The sequence below is a fragment of the Curtobacterium sp. MCPF17_051 genome (assembly GCF_003234595.1).
Taxonomy (GTDB): Bacteria; Actinomycetota; Actinomycetes; order Actinomycetales; family Microbacteriaceae; genus Curtobacterium; species Curtobacterium flaccumfaciens.
Genome location: NZ_QKSE01000005.1, coordinates 14,031 through 30,131, shown reverse-complemented (window position 1 = coordinate 30,131; position 16,101 = coordinate 14,031). Strand labels below are relative to the sequence as shown.

At 72.4% G+C, this 16,101-nt stretch carries 15 protein-coding genes; 7 read left to right on the top strand and 8 right to left on the bottom strand.

What is annotated here, in order from left to right:
• Nucleotides 1-12: 12 nt before the first annotated feature.
• Both DEJ35_RS04910 and DEJ35_RS04905 read left to right on the top strand, forming a co-directional pair.
• Entirely contained in the window at nucleotides 13-1,599 is a 1,587-nt protein-coding gene (locus DEJ35_RS04910) for a long-chain fatty acid--CoA ligase (RefSeq protein WP_110861101.1), read from the top strand.
• A 42-nt stretch (nucleotides 1,600-1,641) separates the two neighbouring features.
• The gene (locus DEJ35_RS04905; RefSeq protein WP_111192163.1) at nucleotides 1,642-2,511 is read left to right on the top strand and encodes a UbiA family prenyltransferase; all 870 of its coding nucleotides are present in this window, start codon (nucleotides 1,642-1,644) and stop codon (nucleotides 2,509-2,511) included.
• Between the two features lie 43 nt (nucleotides 2,512-2,554).
• Here the strand turns inward: DEJ35_RS04905 and DEJ35_RS04900 are convergent, their stop codons facing one another.
• Nucleotides 2,555-3,748: an NAD(P)/FAD-dependent oxidoreductase gene (locus tag DEJ35_RS04900; RefSeq protein WP_111122887.1), complete on the bottom strand. Its 1,194-nt coding sequence runs from the start codon at nucleotides 3,746-3,748 to the stop codon at nucleotides 2,555-2,557.
• A gap of 138 nt (nucleotides 3,749-3,886) precedes the next feature.
• On the opposite strand from DEJ35_RS04900, the gene DEJ35_RS04895 reads away from it, so the two are divergent.
• On the top strand, nucleotides 3,887-4,576 hold the full coding sequence (locus tag DEJ35_RS04895; protein WP_181420084.1) for a hypothetical protein: 690 nt from the start codon (nucleotides 3,887-3,889) through the stop codon (nucleotides 4,574-4,576).
• 93 nt (nucleotides 4,577-4,669) lie between these two features.
• Nucleotides 4,670-5,653, top strand: coding sequence for a DUF2382 domain-containing protein (locus DEJ35_RS04890; RefSeq protein ID WP_111192162.1), 984 nt, complete (start codon nucleotides 4,670-4,672; stop codon nucleotides 5,651-5,653).
• A gap of 135 nt (nucleotides 5,654-5,788) precedes the next feature.
• Here the strand turns inward: DEJ35_RS04890 and DEJ35_RS04885 are convergent, their stop codons facing one another.
• Nucleotides 5,789-7,003 (bottom strand): acyltransferase, encoded by a 1,215-nt coding sequence (locus DEJ35_RS04885; protein WP_111090958.1) that lies wholly within the window; start codon nucleotides 7,001-7,003, stop codon nucleotides 5,789-5,791.
• A gap of 66 nt (nucleotides 7,004-7,069) precedes the next feature.
• A complete protein-coding gene (locus DEJ35_RS04880; protein WP_111090957.1) occupies nucleotides 7,070-7,642 on the bottom strand; it encodes a TetR/AcrR family transcriptional regulator in 573 nt (190 codons plus the stop codon).
• Nucleotides 7,643-7,736: 94 nt separating this feature from the next.
• On the opposite strand from DEJ35_RS04880, the gene DEJ35_RS04875 reads away from it, so the two are divergent.
• Nucleotides 7,737-8,321 (top strand): hypothetical protein, encoded by a 585-nt coding sequence (locus DEJ35_RS04875; RefSeq protein ID WP_111192161.1) that lies wholly within the window; start codon nucleotides 7,737-7,739, stop codon nucleotides 8,319-8,321.
• Between the two features lie 321 nt (nucleotides 8,322-8,642).
• Here the strand turns inward: DEJ35_RS04875 and DEJ35_RS04870 are convergent, their stop codons facing one another.
• From DEJ35_RS04870 to DEJ35_RS04860, 3 genes are all read right to left on the bottom strand, one after another.
• Nucleotides 8,643-9,941: an NAD(P)/FAD-dependent oxidoreductase gene (locus DEJ35_RS04870; RefSeq protein ID WP_111192160.1), complete on the bottom strand. Its 1,299-nt coding sequence runs from the start codon at nucleotides 9,939-9,941 to the stop codon at nucleotides 8,643-8,645.
• A 102-nt stretch (nucleotides 9,942-10,043) separates the two neighbouring features.
• The gene (locus tag DEJ35_RS04865; RefSeq protein WP_111192159.1) at nucleotides 10,044-10,592 is read right to left on the bottom strand and encodes a dihydrofolate reductase family protein; all 549 of its coding nucleotides are present in this window, start codon (nucleotides 10,590-10,592) and stop codon (nucleotides 10,044-10,046) included.
• Between the two features lie 21 nt (nucleotides 10,593-10,613).
• Nucleotides 10,614-11,057: a hypothetical protein gene (locus DEJ35_RS04860; RefSeq protein WP_111090954.1), complete on the bottom strand. Its 444-nt coding sequence runs from the start codon at nucleotides 11,055-11,057 to the stop codon at nucleotides 10,614-10,616.
• 82 nt (nucleotides 11,058-11,139) lie between these two features.
• Here DEJ35_RS04860 and DEJ35_RS04855 point away from each other — a divergent pair, with 82 nt between their 5' ends.
• Together DEJ35_RS04855 and DEJ35_RS04850 are read left to right on the top strand one after the other, a co-directional pair.
• Nucleotides 11,140-11,913 carry an alpha/beta fold hydrolase gene (locus tag DEJ35_RS04855; protein WP_146244746.1) on the top strand — a complete coding sequence of 258 codons (774 nt, stop codon included), beginning with the start codon at nucleotides 11,140-11,142 and terminating at the stop codon, nucleotides 11,911-11,913.
• Nucleotides 11,914-11,984: 71 nt separating this feature from the next.
• The gene (locus tag DEJ35_RS04850) at nucleotides 11,985-12,668 is read left to right on the top strand and encodes a triacylglycerol lipase (protein WP_111192156.1); all 684 of its coding nucleotides are present in this window, start codon (nucleotides 11,985-11,987) and stop codon (nucleotides 12,666-12,668) included.
• Between the two features lie 61 nt (nucleotides 12,669-12,729).
• On the opposite strand, the gene DEJ35_RS04845 is transcribed toward DEJ35_RS04850, so the two are convergent.
• Together DEJ35_RS04845 and DEJ35_RS04840 are read right to left on the bottom strand one after the other, a co-directional pair.
• A complete protein-coding gene (locus DEJ35_RS04845) occupies nucleotides 12,730-13,737 on the bottom strand; it encodes a LacI family DNA-binding transcriptional regulator (RefSeq protein WP_111122891.1) in 1,008 nt (335 codons plus the stop codon).
• A 90-nt stretch (nucleotides 13,738-13,827) separates the two neighbouring features.
• Nucleotides 13,828-16,023 (bottom strand): acyltransferase family protein, encoded by a 2,196-nt coding sequence (locus DEJ35_RS04840; RefSeq protein WP_111122892.1) that lies wholly within the window; start codon nucleotides 16,021-16,023, stop codon nucleotides 13,828-13,830.
• Nucleotides 16,024-16,101 lie beyond the last annotated feature (78 nt).

The following is a 16,101-nucleotide window of genomic DNA, read 5'->3' as shown; positions in this document are numbered from 1 at the left end:
ACGGAGACGGGCATGCACGACACCCACACCACCCGCGCGACCGCGTCGGTCGCAGCCATCCTCGCCGAGTCGGCGGCGCGCTACCCGGACGACATCGCCGTCATCGTGGGCGACGTCCGCACGACCTACGCCGAGCTGTGGGCGCAGACCCTGGCCTACGCCGGGGCGCTCCGCGCGCGGGGTGTGACCGAGGGGGCGAAGGTGGCGATGCTCGTGCCGAACGTCGCGGACTTCCCCCGCGTCTACTACGCCACACTGGCCCTCGGCGCGGTGGCCGTGCCCGTGCACGCGCTGCTGAAGCGCCGCGAGATCGAGTACGTCCTGCGCGACAGCGGAGCGACCCTGCTCGTCTGTGCTGCCCCGCTGCTCGGTGAGGGCGCTGCCGGTGCCGAGCTCGCCGGTGTCGACGTCGTGACCGTGCTCGCGCCGGCGACGACCGACGACGGGTCCGCGGTCGGCCCCGACCGGCTCGAGGCGCTGGCGCAGCAGAGCGTGCCGCTCGACACCTACGTGCCACGGCACCCGTTCGACACCGCGACGATCCTGTACACGAGCGGCACCACCGGCCAGCCCAAGGGTGCCGAGGGTTCGCACTTCTCGCTGCTCGAACAGGTCAACACGAACCTGATGACCACGTTCGACATGCACCGCGGGGACGTCCTGCTCGGCGCCCTGCCGCTGTTCCACACGTTCGGGCAGACCTGCACGATGAACACCGGGTTCCGGACCGGCGCGACGCTCGTCATGCTGCCGAGGTTCGACGGCGACTCGGCGCTCGCCGCGATGGTCGAGCACGGCTGCGGCATCTTCATGGGCGTCCCGACGATGTACATGGCGCTGCTCGACGCCGCGACCCGCTCCGAGGCCCGTCCGACACTCCGGTACGCGATCTCCGGCGGTGCCTCGCTGCCGCTCGCGGTGCTCGAGCGGTTCCAGCAGGTCTTCGACGCGCCGATCCACGAGGGGTACGGGCTGACCGAGACCTCGCCGGTCGCCACCTTCAACCACGTCGGACGGCCCCCGCGGCCCGGCACGATCGGTACCCCCGTGTGGGGCGTCGACGTCGAGATCGCCGACCCCGAGGTCCGCGACGCCATCGTCATGCTGCCGCACGGCGAGATCGGCGAGCTCGTGATCCGCGGCCACAACCTGATGAACGGGTACCTCGACCGGCCCGAGGACACCGCAGAGGCCATCGTCGACGGGTGGTTCCGCACCGGTGACCTCGGTACGAAGGACGACGACGGGTACCTGACGATCGTCGACCGCACCAAGGACATGATCATCCGCAACGGCTACAACGTGTATCCGCGGCAGGTCGAGGAGGTCCTCGCCACCCACCCCGACGTCGCGATGGCCGCGGTGTTCGGCGTGCCGCACGCGGTGCACGGACAGGAGATCGAGGCCGCGGTGGTCCTGCACGCGGGCGCGTCCGTCGAGCCGCAGGTCCTGGTCGACTTCGTCGCCGCCGAGATCGCCGCGTACAAGTACCCCCGGGTGGTGCACGTCCTCGACGCGCTGCCGCTCGGTCCGAGCGGCAAGGTGCTCAAGCGCGAGCTCGTCGACCGGTTCGGCGTCGCGGTGACGGCCGTTCCGTGATCCCTGCCACGACCGCGCAGGGGCGATCCGTACGCTGACCGGGTGACCGCCAGCAGCGCCCCTTCGATCGTCCGACTGCTCTTCGCGTCGTCGCATCCCGGGCCCACCGTCACCGTGACCGTCCTCGCCGCGGTGATCGCCGCGGCCGTCGGACACCCGGTGTGGCTCGTGGTCCTGGTGGCGCTGACGGTCGTCGCCGGGCAGCTGTCGATCGGCCTGGCGAACGACTGGATCGACGCGGACCGCGACCGGGCCGTCGGGCGGAGCGACAAGCCGGTGGCCCGCGGGCTCATCGCCGTCGGCACCGTCCGCACGGCCGCGTACGCCACGGCCGGGGCCGCCGTGGTGCTCTCGCTGTTCCTGGGTCCCGTCGCCGCGGTCGCGCACCTGGTGCTCGTCGCAGCGGGGTGGGCCTACGACGCCGGGCTGAAGCGTTCGGTGTGGTCGGTGGCGCCGTTCGTCGTCGCGTTCGGGCTGCTGCCCGTCGTGTCCGTCGCGGCCGGGCCGGAGGGGCAGTGGCCGGCGTGGTGGGCGATCGCCACGGGTGCCGTCTTCGGGATCGCCATCCACTGCACGAACGTGCTCCCCGACCTGGTCGACGACGCCGCCACCGGTGTCCGGGGGTTCCCGCACCGGCTCGGGCTCCGTGGCGCGGGGATCGTCGCGTTCGCCTCGCTCGTCGTCGCGGCCGCCCTGGTGCTCGGCGAACAGGTGCTCGGCGACGACCCGGTGCGGGGCCTCGGGGTCGTGCTCGCGGTCCTCGGTGCCGTCGTGGTGGCCGGGCTCGCGGTCGTCGGCGTCCGGTTGGTGCTCGCGGGACGGGCATCACGCATCCTGTTCCGGCTGGTCATCGCGTCGTCCCTCGTGCTCGTCGTCGAGCTCGGCTTCGCGGGCGCGCGACTCGTCGCCTGACGACGCGGAACACGCTGCGCGTCTGCGCGCCCGACGCGAGCCGTCAGGCCCAGCGCATCGCGTAGAGCCGGGCCAGGCCGTGCGCGGTCGGCAGTGCCAGGGCGGTCCGGAGCAGCGCCTCCCGGCCGGTCGCCGTGACGGAGCCGAGCGGACGGCCGAGGGCCATGTTCACCTCGGCCTGCCGGGCCGCACGACGGGCGGCTGCTTGACGGCGGGCGGCGTACCTCGGCCAAGGACCGGCGACTCCGGTGCGGACCGCACGCGCGAGCAGCGGCGCCAGCTCGGCGGCGTCGAGCCAACCGAGGTTCATGCCCTGCCCGCCGATCGGGCTGATCTCGTGGGCGGCGTCCCCGATGAGCACGACCCGGCCGACGCCCACGCGGTCGGCGGTGCGACGGCGTACCCGGAAGCCGCTGGTCATCGAGCAGCTCACGGGGTCGGGGACGACGCCGGTGCGGTCCGCGACGAGTGTGGCCAGACGTCTGACGACCACGGGGTCCGGAGCAGCCGTCGCGCCGCGTTCCGCCGCCGCGAAGGCGTCGTCGTCCGGCACCAGGGCGACGTACCGGCGCCGTGCACCCGGCAGCGGGAAGGACTCGACGACGCCGTCCGGGCCGACGTCGACCAGCGCGGCGGACCGGGCTGACGGCTCCTCTGGATCGGCGAAGTCGCCCATCACGTAGCGGTCCGGGTACTCGCGTCCGGTCGTGCCGATGCCGAGCAGATCGCGGACGACGCTCCGGGCACCGTCGGCACCGACGACGAAGCCCGCGCGGATCGTCACCGTGTCGCCGTCCGGTCCGGTCCCGGTGGCGTCGACGTGGTCGGTGTGCGGGGACAACGCGGTCAGGGTGGTCCCGGTGCGCAGGGCGTCCGGTGCGCTGGTGCCGAGCCGGGCCCGGAGCAGGGACTCGGTGCGGTGCTGGTCGAGGGTGGCCACGTACGGATGGGTCGGCGAGGCTCGCTCGAAGCGCAGGGTGCCGAGGGTCCGACCGCGGCTCCTGGCCACTCCGGCGTGCACCAGCGAGGCCTCGGCGAGCACCGCGGCGTCCAGCCCGATCTCGGCGAACGCGTCGAGGGACGGCGGGTGGATGCCGATGGCCCGCGAACCGGTCGGGGGTTCGACCCGTCGTTCCCACACACGGACGTCGACACCCCGCCTGGCGAGGAGCGTCGCGAGGAACAGACCGACGGGCCCACCTCCGACGACCAGGACGTCCGTTCGTTCCGCGCTCACGGGCCGAGCCTACGGAGCGACGGTGCCGCCGGGCCGGATGTACCGAGAGCGCAGTCCGGTGCCGGCGTCTGTCCGGCCTCACACGTGCGCCGGAGTTGCCTTCCGCCGAGGGGACGACCAGCACCTTGGAGGTTGACCATGAGCACACCCGACGACCGCACCCGACCCGACGTCGATGCCGCGCGGCGGGACGCAGGGACCGGGCCGGCGCACGACTCCGACGGCGCGACCCGAGCAGTCCCGGCGGAACGCGGCGCGACCCAGCGCGAGACCGTGCTCGAGCGCGAGAAGGAGGAGTTCTCCGGCTTCAAGTGGGGATCGGCCTTCTTCGGTTGGCTCACCGCGACGGGCACCGCCCTCATCCTGACGGCGATCCTCAGCGCGGTGGGCGCCGGGGTCGGCCTCGGCCAGAACGGCGGCGACGTCGACGACGCGGCGAAGGACGTGACCCGGAACGGTGACGTGGTCGGGATCGTCGGTGCGATCGCCCTGGCCGTGATCCTCTTCGTCGCCTACCTGTGCGGCGGGTACGTCGCCGGACGGATGGCCCGGTTCGCCGGTGCGAAGCAGGGCATCGCCGTGTGGATCTGGGCGGTCGTCATCGCCGTCGTCGTGGCGGTGGTCACCGCCGTCGCGGGGTCGCAGTTCAACGTCCTCGGCAACCTCAACAGCTTCCCGCGGATCCCGATCGACGAGGGCACCCTCACCGTGACGGGCATCGTCACGGCGGTCGTCGTCGCCGTCATCAGCCTGGTGGGGGCCGTCCTCGGCGGGATCCTCGGGATGCGCTACCACCGCCGGGTCGACCGCGTCGGCCTCGGCCGCTGAGCGCCGGCCGCCACGACCGCAGGACGGCACGTCAGCACGTCAGCACGTCAGCACGTCAGCACGTCAGCACGTCAGCACGGAAGGGAACACACCATGATCGACTCCACGAACCTGAACAGCGTCTTCGGCGCGCAGGTCACCGATCCGGACGGTGCCAAGGTCGGCACCGTCAAGCAGGTCTACGTCGACCAGCAGGACGGACACCCGCTCTTCGCGAGCGTCAGCACCGGGCTCTTCGGGCGGTCCGAGTCCTTCGTGCCGCTCGAGGGAGCCGACCTCAGTGGCGACGAACTCCGCGTGGCCTACGGCAAGGACCAGATCAAGGACGCTCCGCGGGTCGAAGGCGACGGCGAGCTCAGCGACGAGGAGCAGGACCGCGTCTTCGACCACTACGGGATCGGCGGCGGGCACCAAACCGGGCAGCAAACCGGGCAGCAGGCCGGGCACCAAACCGGGCACCAAACCGGGCACCAAACCGGGCAGCAGGCCGGGCAGCAGGCACCGCAGGAGACAGCCCAGCAAGCCGACCAGCAGACCGGCGGGACCTCCGACGCGACCGATGCGACGACCGGTACCGACCCCGATCTGACGGCGGGCGCTGCCGGCCGCGACACGTCCGGATCCACCGGGCAGGGTTCGTCCGCGTCGACCGGGCAGGGCACGACCCGCTCGGCCGGACACGACACCTCGGGTCCGGACACCGACGACGCGATGACCCGCTCCGAGGAACGCCTCGAGGTCGGTACCGAGCAGGTCCCCGCCGGCCGCGTCCGACTCCGCAAGCACGTCGTCACCGAGCAGCAGAACGTCACGGTGCCGGTGCAGCACGAGGAGCTCCGCGTCGAGACGGAGCCGATCACCGACGCGAATGCCGGTGCGGCGCTCGACGGCCCGGCCTTGTCGGACGAGCAGCACGAGGTGACGCTGAACGAGGAACGCGTCGTCGTCGACAAGGAGACCGTCCCGGTCGAGCGGGTCCGGGTCGGCAAGGAGACCGTGACCGAGCAGCAGCAGGTCTCCGAGGACGTCTCCCACGAGGAGATCGACCTCGACCAGGACGGCACGACGCGTCGCTGAAGCGTCGCCGACGCGTTCTGGGACCGAGAACGGGAGAGCGGACGGACGGGAGGCGCGGTGCCAGCCGGCACCGCGCCTCCCGTCCGTCCGTGGCCCCGGGCCAGGGCCCCGCTCCCGCTGCGTCAGCCGGTCACGTCAGCCGGTCACGTCGCGGACGTGCGTGCCGCGCTCGGCCCTGGCGCGACCCGCTCGGACCCGTGCGCGGAACCGCTCGACGGGCACCTCGACGGCGTACGCGGCACCGATCGACACGATCACCACGGCGCCGACCAGGCCGACCGTGCCCCAGGGACCGATCGCGAAGGTGCCGAGCAGCGCGATCACCAGCGGGTGCCAGAGGTACGCCGAGTACGACACCCGGCGACCGAACCACGACACCGGTGTCCAGGCCAGGGCGGCCGACACCGGGGAACGCACCGAGACCAGCCCGCCGATCGCCACCGCCGCGATCAACCCGGTCAGCGGCAGCACGATGCCGAACGTCGACGCGTGCCGGGTCCAGTCGTCGTCGATCCAGAGCAGCACCCCGACCAGCAGCGCGAGACCGAGCCAGGTCGCCACGTGCCCGAGGACCCCGGCGGCCCGCACCCGCACCCGTTCGTCGTCGAGCAGCAGCGCCAGCCCGCAGCCGATCGCGAGCGGCACCACCCCGAGCACCGGCGAGAAGTAGACGTCGGGCGTGGCACCGCCGCTCGGGCTGCGGTAGCTCGCCCACGACGCCGCCGACGCCCCGACGACCAGGACCCCGAGCCCCGTCAGCAGCCAGCGGCGGCGGACCCGGAGTGCGGCGAGCAGGACCAGGACCGGCGGCCAGACCAGGTAGAACTGCTCCTCCATCGACAGGCTCCACGTGTGCGCGAAGACGCCCTGCGAGGTGTCCCAGAAGGCGCGGAACAGGTTGCCCGTGTAGGTCAGCGCGATGAACGCCGCTTCGCCGGACGACAGCGACGCGCCCTTGTAGTCACCGACCCAGTTCCAGAGGAGCAGCCCGACGACGACGAACGCGAGCAGCGCCGGGTACAGGCGGAGCAGCCGCTTCACCCAGAACGAGCCGAGGCGCACCCGCCCGGTGCGACGCCGTTCGCCGAGCAGCAGCGTCGTGATGAGGAAGCCGGACAGCACGAAGAACACCGTCACGCCGATGAAGCCGCCCTCGAACTGCGGCACGTGCAGGTGGTACAGGACGACCACCAGGATGGCGAGGGTCCGGAGTCCGTCGAGCGCGGGTGCACGGTGCGTCAGCGGGGGTGGTGGAGCCTGCGACGACCCGGCCCCCGCGTGCGCCGGGGTGGCCGTGGGGTGCTGTGGTTGCGCCTGCGTCGGCGCGTGGGTCAGCGTGGTCGTCGCCATGGTCCCTCCCCGCGCTGCTCGGTTGCGTGTCGCCGACCAGGGTCCTCCTCGCGGGTAAGAGGAGTCTCAACGAGCGGGGTGCACCAGGCTCGTCAGGGCATCGAGTCGCTCGTGCGCGATCGCGGCGAAGGGGCGGTCCTCGTCGGGTGCGATCCACTGGGCGAACGACAGGTGGAACACGGTGACCGCGGCCTCGGCGGCCATCGTCGCGACCGGCTCCGGCACCGCTTGCTTACGCAGGACCTCGCCGAGGCGGGCCTTCAGGGTGGCGAGCTTGCCGAGTTCCCGCTCGCCGAGGGCCGCGTTCGCGTCGATCACGTGCTGGCGCGCACGGGACCACCCCCGACGGTCCTCGGGGAAGAAGTCGGCGCTGGCGTCCAGCGCGAGGCGGATCAGCTCGAACGGCGCGGTGCCCTGGGGAGCGGCGGTGATCGGGTCGACGAACATGGCGAGGAATCCGTCCTGTCCCGCGAACAGCACCTCGGGCTTGTCGGCGAAGTGCCGGAAGAAGGTGCGCTCGGTGACCTCGGCCGCCGCCGCGATCTCGGCCACCGTCGTGCGGTCGTACCCCTGCTCGGCGAACAGCTGCAGGGCGACCGCCTGGAGTCGCGCGCGGGTGCCGGGTTGCCAACGAACCATCCCCGCAGTCTACTGATGACAGTGGCTGACATCGAGTGCTACGGTGATGTCAGTTCATGACATCAGGTTGTGAACACTGCGGAAGGGAACGCTCATGCACGTGTTCGTCACCGGGGCCTCCGGCTGGATCGGCTCACACACCGACCCCAACCCCTTCGTCGGTCCGGACGCTCCGCGCGGTGGCGGCGAGAATCGCGGCTTCGACTTCGTGGAGCAGCGCGTCCGCGCTGTCGCAGCACGCTTCAGCCCCACCACACACGGCCCGGGGGACCACGGGTTCGTCGCGTACATCGTCGCCACCGCCCGGCAGCACGGGGTCTCCGCGTACATCGGCGAGGGCACGAACCGCTGGGCCGCCGTGCACGTCGCCGATGCCGCCCGGCTCGTGCGGCTCGGCCTCGAGCAGGCGCCGGCGGGCACGCGGATGCACGCCGTGGCGGAGACCGGCATCCCCACCCGGGCGATCGCCGAAGCCATCGGCGAGGGCCTCGGGCTTCCCGTCGCCTCGATCGACCCCGCTGACGCGCCCGCGCACTTCGGGTTCATGGCGTCGTTCTTCGGCATGGACATGTCCGCCACGTCCGAGGCCACGCGCGAGCTGCTCGACTGGCGGCCCACCGGCCCGGGGCTGCTCCAGGACATCGCCGCCGGCGCGTACTTCGACGTCCGGGTGGCGTAGGACGGCTGACGTCGAACGACAGCGACGACGTCGTTCGTTGCACGCGCGCACTGTTGCGAAGCGCGCGCAGCGACAGTGTCGACGTCGCCCGACAGCGACATCGTCGTTCCGCGTCGGCCGGTCCCACGGTCCCGGCCACGCGTCGGCGCCAGCCCCGCGCACCACGCGCCGGCTGGGAGGCCCGTGGCCGGCCCGCACCGCGCCTCCAGGCCGCCGCGCCCCGTGTCCACGGCACGCAGATCGTGAGCAGGAACGGCCGGGTCCGACGTGCGGACCCGACCGTTCCTGCTCACGAAGCGAGCGCGCGAGCGACCTCGGCGGCTACTCGGCCTTCTGCAGCTGCCAGGGGTCCGGCTCGCGGTCGCCGTTCGGGCGCACCGGGCGCACGTCGCCGACGATCGGGATCGAGCGCTTCCGCACGAACCAGACGTAGCGCACGAAGAAGTGCGTCAGGGTCGACATCCGGTTACCGGCACCGAGCAGGCTCGTGATGTGCACGAACACCCAGGCGAGCCAGGCGACCGGGCCGACCATCGTGATCCCGCCGCGCAGCTGTGCGACCGCGGCGTTCGTGCCGATCGTCGCCATGGTGCCCTTGTCGAAGTACTTGAAGCGCTCGGTGGCCTTGCCCTCGAGCAGGCGCACGATCTGCCGCGCCGAGTGCCGTCCGCCCTGCAGCGCGGGCTGGGCGAGCTGGGCGAGGGCGTCGTCCTGCGCGGCGATGTCGCCGGCGGAGAAGATCCGTTCGGCGCCCTTCACGCTCAGGTCGTCGTTCACCTGGATGCGGCCACCGTGGGTCTGCGGCAGGCCCCAGCCCGAGACCTCCTTGTGGGCGGCGACACCGGTCGCCCAGATCACCTGCGACGCGGGGATGAACTCGCCGTCCGCCGTCATCACGCCGTCGCGCTTGACCTCGGAGACGCCGGTGTTCAGCCGCAGCACGACACCGCGCTTGCGCAGCACCTTGGCGGCGTAGCGGCGCAGGCGCGGCGCGAACGGCTTGAGCAGCTCGCCGCTGCGGTGCACGAGCGTGATCGAGATGTTGCCGCGTTCGATCTCCGGGTACGCGCCGACGAGCGCCTGGTCGCGGAGCTCGGCGAGCGCGCCGGCCATCTCGACGCCGGTCGCACCGCCACCGACGATCACGATGCGGATCTCGTCGGGGCCCTGGTTCGCCGCCGCTTCTTCGAGCCGGGTGAACAGCTCGTCGCGGATGCGGAGCGCCTGCGAGCGCGAGTACATCGAGTAGGCGTACTCGTACGCACCGGGGGTGCCGAAGTAGCTCGTGTTCACGCCGTTGGCGAGGATCAGGTAGTCGTAGTGCAGGTGCTCGCCGTCGGACATCTCGGCGATGCGCTCGTCGGTGCGGATGCCGGTGAGCAGGCCGTGACGGAACTCGGCGTTCGACTGGCGGGCCCGGAGCGAGCGCAGGAAGTACGTCACGTCGCCGGCGTTCAGGCCGCCCGTCGCCACCTGGTACATCAGGGGCTGGAACATGTTGTAGACGTGACGGTCGACCAGGGTCACCCGGACCGGTGCGTCGGCGAGCTCGCGCATGGCGGCCACACCGGCGAATCCACCGCCGACGATGACGACGTGCGGGCGGGTGTCCTGGGTCATGCTTGCTCCGGTGTTCCTCGGGTGCGTGTGGTCACCCACGAGGGTACGCGCGGTTTGCCGGGGCGCATGACGGGTGGGGCCGGGAGGCCCGTGGTGCGTCCGTCAGGCGTCGAACCGCCCGTAGGTGTTCAGCACGTTCCCCTTGCTCGTCACGGTGCTGTCGACGAGACGCAGGCGCGTGGGCGGGTCGGTCGGTTCGAACAGTCGCCGGCCACGGCCGGCGATCGCCGGGTGGATCATGAGCTGCAGTTCGTCGAGGACCCCGGCGAACAGCAGGCTGCGGACGAGCGTGACACTGCCGCAGACGGCGATGTCGGCTCCCTCGCGCTGCTGCAGTTCGCGGACGAACGCGGGGACGTCGCCCGGGATCTGCGTGCTGTTCTGCCAGGTCAGGTCGCCGCCGAGCGTGGTGGAGGCCACGTGCTTCTCGATCGGGTTGATCCACTGCCCGAACGGGTCGTCCGCGTGGGCGGGCCACCACTCGGACCACTCCAGGTAGCTGTTCCGCCCGAGCAGCACGGTGTCGGTCCGGGCCATCCAGGCGCCCATCGCCGCACCGAGCTCGTCGTCGAAGCTGTCGTACTGGAACTCGTAGGGGTCCTGCACGACGCCGTCGACCGACGTGAACAGACCGGCAGTGGTCTTCCGCATGGAACGGATCGTACCCGCCGGTCAGCTCCCGGTGCCGTCGCCCGGGAACCGGTTCGTGCCGGGCACCTGGGTCGTCGACTGCGTCCGGTCCGCACCGATCGCGTGGCCGATGGCGAAACCGACGCCACCGCCGACGAGCAGTGCGGCGAGCCCGACGATCGCGGCGAGGAGCGGCCAGAACCACGGGGGCTTCGGGCCTGCGCTGCGCCGGTTGGCTGTGGCCCCGGCTCCGTACCAGGGGGTGGTGCCGTTCGGGGCGGTGGAGTCCCAGGCACCCGGGGTCCAGGCGCCGGCGTCCGCACGGTACTGCGGCTGCGGCTGCTGTTGTTGTTGCGGCGCGGGGGCGTCGAGCGTGGAGGTCGACGTCGGGGTCGGGGCGGCGCCCCAGCCGGTCGGCGTCGTCGCCCGGTCCACCGGGTGGGAGCCGTCCGGCTGGTGGTCGTTGGTGGGAGTGGTGTCGCTCATGTCAGGAGTGCACACGGCCCGGCTGTGTGCGGCCGATGACGAGGCTGACCCGGCGCTGCGAACCGCCGCGTAGCCTCGGCTCGTGCGCGCTGCTGTGGAGACCGTCCGGATCGACGGGTTGCCCGTGCGCCTGCACGCGATGGCGTCGCGGCAACCGGTCCGCGACGACACCGACCCCACCGTCGTGTTCGTCCACGGCATCGGGATGTCCCACCGCTCCTTCGCTCGGTCGCAGCGCGCCGTCGCCGCCGAGCACCGCACGATCAGCGTCGACCTGCCGGGGTTCGGCTGGCTGCCCGCAGCCGGTCGACGGCTGTCGATCGAGGAGCTCGGCGACGTCGTCGTGCGGGCCGTCCGCCACCTGGTCGACGGCGACCTGGTGCTCGTCGGGCAGTCGATGGGTGCCCAGGTCGTGGTCGAGTCCGCCCGGCGCCACCCGGAGACCGTCGCGGCGATCGTGCTCGTCGGTCCGGTGATCGACTCCGAGCGGCGATGGCTCCCGCTGCAGGCGCTCGACCTGGGCCGAGACGGGTTCGTCGAGGGCGTCCGGATGAACGGCGTCCTGGTCACCGACTACGTGCGGAGCATGCGGCAGTACACGCGTGAGCTCGGGCCGATGCTCCGCTACCCGACCGAGCGGACGATCACCGAGGTGACGCAGCCCGTCCTCGTCGTCCGCGGCACCCAGGACCCGATCGCGCGGCACGACTGGTCGGCTCGGGTCGCGGCCGCTGCGCCGAACGGCACCTTCGTGGAACTGGCCGGCCCGCACCACGTGCAGGAACGGCAGCCGGACGCCTTCGCACGCCTCCTCGAGACGTTCCGCAGCGCCGAGCGCCTGGAGGGGCTGCGATGACCCGGCCGGCCACGTCGGGGACGGAGGCGGCGCGGACGGCGCGATCCGGGCCTCCAGGCCGTGTCCCGCTGGTGCGACGCGCGTGGTGGGCCGCACTCGACTGGGGGTACGCGGCGAGGTGGCAGGTCCGGAGCCTCGGCCCGACCACCGCGGACGACTACCGGACCGGCGCCGGGCAGCCCGTCGTCGTGGTCCCCGGCGTCTACGAGACCTGGCACTTCATGCGGCCGCTGATGGACGCGCTCCACGATCGGGGACACCCGGTGTACGTGCTGCCCGTCCTGCGGCACAACCTGCGGCCCGTGCCCGACTCGGCGCGCGAGGTGATCGCGACCCTGGAGGAGCAGGACCTGCGCAACGTGCTCGTGCTCGCACACAGCAAGGGCGGACTGATCGGCAAGTACGCGATGACGCAGCTCGACCAGCACGATCGGATCGACCGGATGGTCGCGGTGTCGACGCCCTTCGCGGGCTCGGTCTACGCGCGGCTCGCACCGGTTCCGCACCTGCGGGCGTTCCGGGCGGCCGACCCGGTGCTGGCGGGGCTGGCACGGGAACTCGACGCGAACGCGCGGATCACCTCGGTGTACGGGGTGTTCGACACGCTCATCCCCGAGGGCAGCGAGCTCCAGGGGGCGACGAACGTGCGGCTGCCGGTGGGTGGGCACTTCCGGATCCTCGGCGATGCAGGGACGCGGTCGGCGGTGCTGGCGGCGGCGGATCCGGGTGGGGGCTCCGGCGGTCTTTCGCGCTGAGCGACACTCCACGGGCGCGTTCCCGCGTGAGGTGTCGGTCAGCGCGAAACCGCGTCGGCCGTCACCGGTCGGCGACGCTCGCCCGCTCGACGATCCGGTGCGGCACGACGACGGTCTCCGGCGCGGCACCGCGGTCCGCGATCCGACGGGTCAGCAGGTCGAGCGCCGCCGTCGCGAACGCCCGACGGTCGAACGACACCGTGCTGAGCGACGGGATCGCGTACGCGGCGCCGTCGACGTCGTCGAACCCGATGACGCTGACCTGGTCCGGCACCCGGACGCCGCGGGCGGCGAGCACGTGCAGCACTCCGAACGCGATCGAGTCGGTGAAGGCGAAGACGGCGTCGGGCAGGGGGTGCTCGTCGAGCCAGGCCGCGAAGGCCGTCGCCGCGGAACTCGTGGTCCACGCCGGCAGCGGGACACGGAGCGACGGGTCGGGCGCGATGCCGGCGGCCGCGAGCGCGGCGGCGTACCCGCGTTCACGGAGCTCGCTGGTCGCGGTCGCTGAACCCTCGGGTGACGCCCCGACGATCGCGATGCGTCGGTGGCCGTGGGCGATGAGGTGTGCGGTGACCTGCTCGGCCGCCGAGCGGCTGTCGACGTGCACCTGGTCGACGTGCTCGGGCTCGACCTCGCCGATGACGACCGTGGGCGGCAGCCCCTCGGTCGAGGCAAGGACGCTCGCGCTGAGCGACACCGGGTTGAGGATCAGCCCGTCCACCAGGTGTGCGCGGGCACGGGAGACCAGTTCACGTTCGCGGGCCGGGTCGTTGCCGGTCTGCTCGAGCTGCACGACCCAGCCGCGTTCGCGGGCGAGTTCGACGAAGGACTGCGCGAGCTCGGCGGAGTACGCGCTGCCCATCTCCGGCAGTGTCAGCGCGATCGCTCCGGAGCGGCCGTTCCGCAGCCCACGTGCGGACAGGTTCGGCACGTAGTCGAGCTCGGCGACCGCCCGCTCGACGCGTTCACGGGTCTCCGGGCGCACGACCACGCCGCCGTTGACGACGTTGGAGACGGTCTTCGGGGACACCCCGGCGAGGGCGGCCACGTCCCGCACGGTTGCGCGCATCGGGACGAGCGTAGCGCGGGCGCTCCGGTGAGGACGCTCCCGGGCGGTACCCGGCTGGCCGCTGCGGCCGCTGCGACCGTTGCGGCCACCTCAGCCGGCGACGGCGGCCTCGACCGCAGCGGTCACCTTCGGCTCCAGGAACGGCGCCATGGACCGCGCGTAGGTCTGCGTGACGTGCTGCACCTGTCGGTAGACGACGACGCCGCCGATGACCGAGGGGCAGGTGCCGTCAGCGCAGAACATCGCCGTGGAGTCGATCAGCGTGACGCCCGGCGTGGTCCGCGCGGCCTGCGCAACCGGGTCGTCGATCAGCGCGTCGGCCTCGGAGACGTCGCAGGCGGCGCCGTCACCGTGCTGCTCGACGCAGCTCGGCACGTCGGACACGCCGCCGATGCCCGGGTCGGGATTGTCGCGCAGGGCCACGATGCTCGACCCGGCCTGCTGCAGGCGGACCCAGGTCTTCGCGTACTGGCCCGCCGCATCGTCGCGGACCTGGGGCGTCATCTCGTCGGCGTGCCGGATGATGCCGTGCGGCCACGGCGTGCGGGACATCGCGGCGACGAACACGACGTCGTACCGCTCCTGCTGCAGCCGCTCGAGGGTGTCGGCCTTCCAGGTGTTGCACGACGGGGTCACGAGTGCTCGGGTCATCGGACAGCCGGAGTGCAGGTAGGTGGTGAGGCTCCAGTGCTGCGCCTTCGCGATGAGCTCGAGGGACGGCACGTAGTTGGCGGCGTGGGAGTCGCCGACGATCGCCAGCCGCACGGTGCCGTCGGGGTCGCCGACCTCGCAGCCCCGGACCGTGGTGTCCTCGCCGGCGACCTGGCACCCGGCGCCGGACTGGTCGGCGAACGAGTCGGACGCCGCCTGCACCGGGCTGGGCGTGAGGTCGGCCGCGTCCACCTGCGGGCAGTCCGCCCCGGGCTGCATCGCTGCGGCACCGTGGCAGGCTCGGCTGGTCAGCGTGCCGTCCGCGGTGACGGTGACCCCGGTGGCGGCACCCGCGGACTCCTCTCGCGCCACCGACCAGTACATGCCGGCGGCGGGCACGGCGACGACGAGCATGCCGGCGATCGCGAGCACCAGGACGCCGCGGTGCCGCGGGTGCCGCGCACGCATGCGCTCGCTGGAGAACGCGATCACGGGCTGCTCGATCAACCGGCGCGAGAAGTGCGCGAGGACGAGCGCGACGACGAGCACGATGCCCTTCGCCCAGAGCGGGGTCGCTTCGCCCGTCGGGGTCCCGATCACGAAGGGCATCACGATCAGCAGCGGCCAGTGCCAGAGGTAGAGCGAGTACGACACGTCCCCGAGCCACTGCACGGGTCGCAGCCGGTACAGGAACGCCGGGCTCCACGCGGGCTCGGGCATCCCGCCCGCGATGACGAGCGAGACCCCGATGATGGGGATGAGCGCCGTCCAGCCCGGGAACGGCGTCGACGCGTCGAACCGGAGCGCGGTCGTCGCGACCAGCACGAGGCCGGCCCAGCTCATCGCCGCCGCCAGCGCCGCGGGGATCCGGACGCGCTGCAGGCCGAGCCAGAGCAGGCCGCCCGCGGCGAACTCCCACGCCCTGGTCGTGGTGAGGAAGTAGGACGCGGGGGTGTGCGCCGTCGCCCAGATCGAGTACGCCAGCGACAGCACGAACACGATGCCGAGCGCGACGGCCATCGCCGGAGCGAGGGACACACCGTTCCGGCGTCGGCGCCGGTACCGCACGAAGGCGCAGAACCAGAGGACGAGCGGCCAGACGGCGTAGAACTGCTCCTCGGTCGACAGCGACCAGAAGTGCTGCACGATGCTGGCGTCGGACGCCAGGGCGGAGTAGTCGACGGCGTTGCCCGCGAGCGCCCAGTTCTCGACGTAGAGCGCGCTGGCGATGATCTGCTCGGTGAAGTCCTTCCAGAGCGTCCGGGGGACGAACACCGCGGTCAGGATCACGGTCACGAAGAGCGTCGCCATCGACGCCGGCAGGAGTCGCCAGGCGCGTCGAGCGTAGAAGGCCCGGAAGCTGAACCGGCCGGCCGCCAGTGGTTTCGCGATGTGCGCGGTGATGAGGAAGCCCGAGATCACGAAGAAGACGTCGACGCCGACGTAGCCGCCGGGCAGCACCTCGGGGAACAGGTGGTAGAGCACCACCGCCCCGATGGCGACGGCACGGACGGCCTGGATCTCGAGTCGCAGCGTCCTGGTGTCGGCTGCGCCGCCCGGACGGCGAGCGTTGTGACGGGCACGGTGGCGCGCGACAGGAACGTGTCGCGCTGCGCGCGCGGGCGCGACCGTCACGAGCTACCCCTTGCCTCACGGTGCGCGGTCCCTACCGCGCGCCCCGAACATACCGCCCGGGCCGCCACGACGCGAATC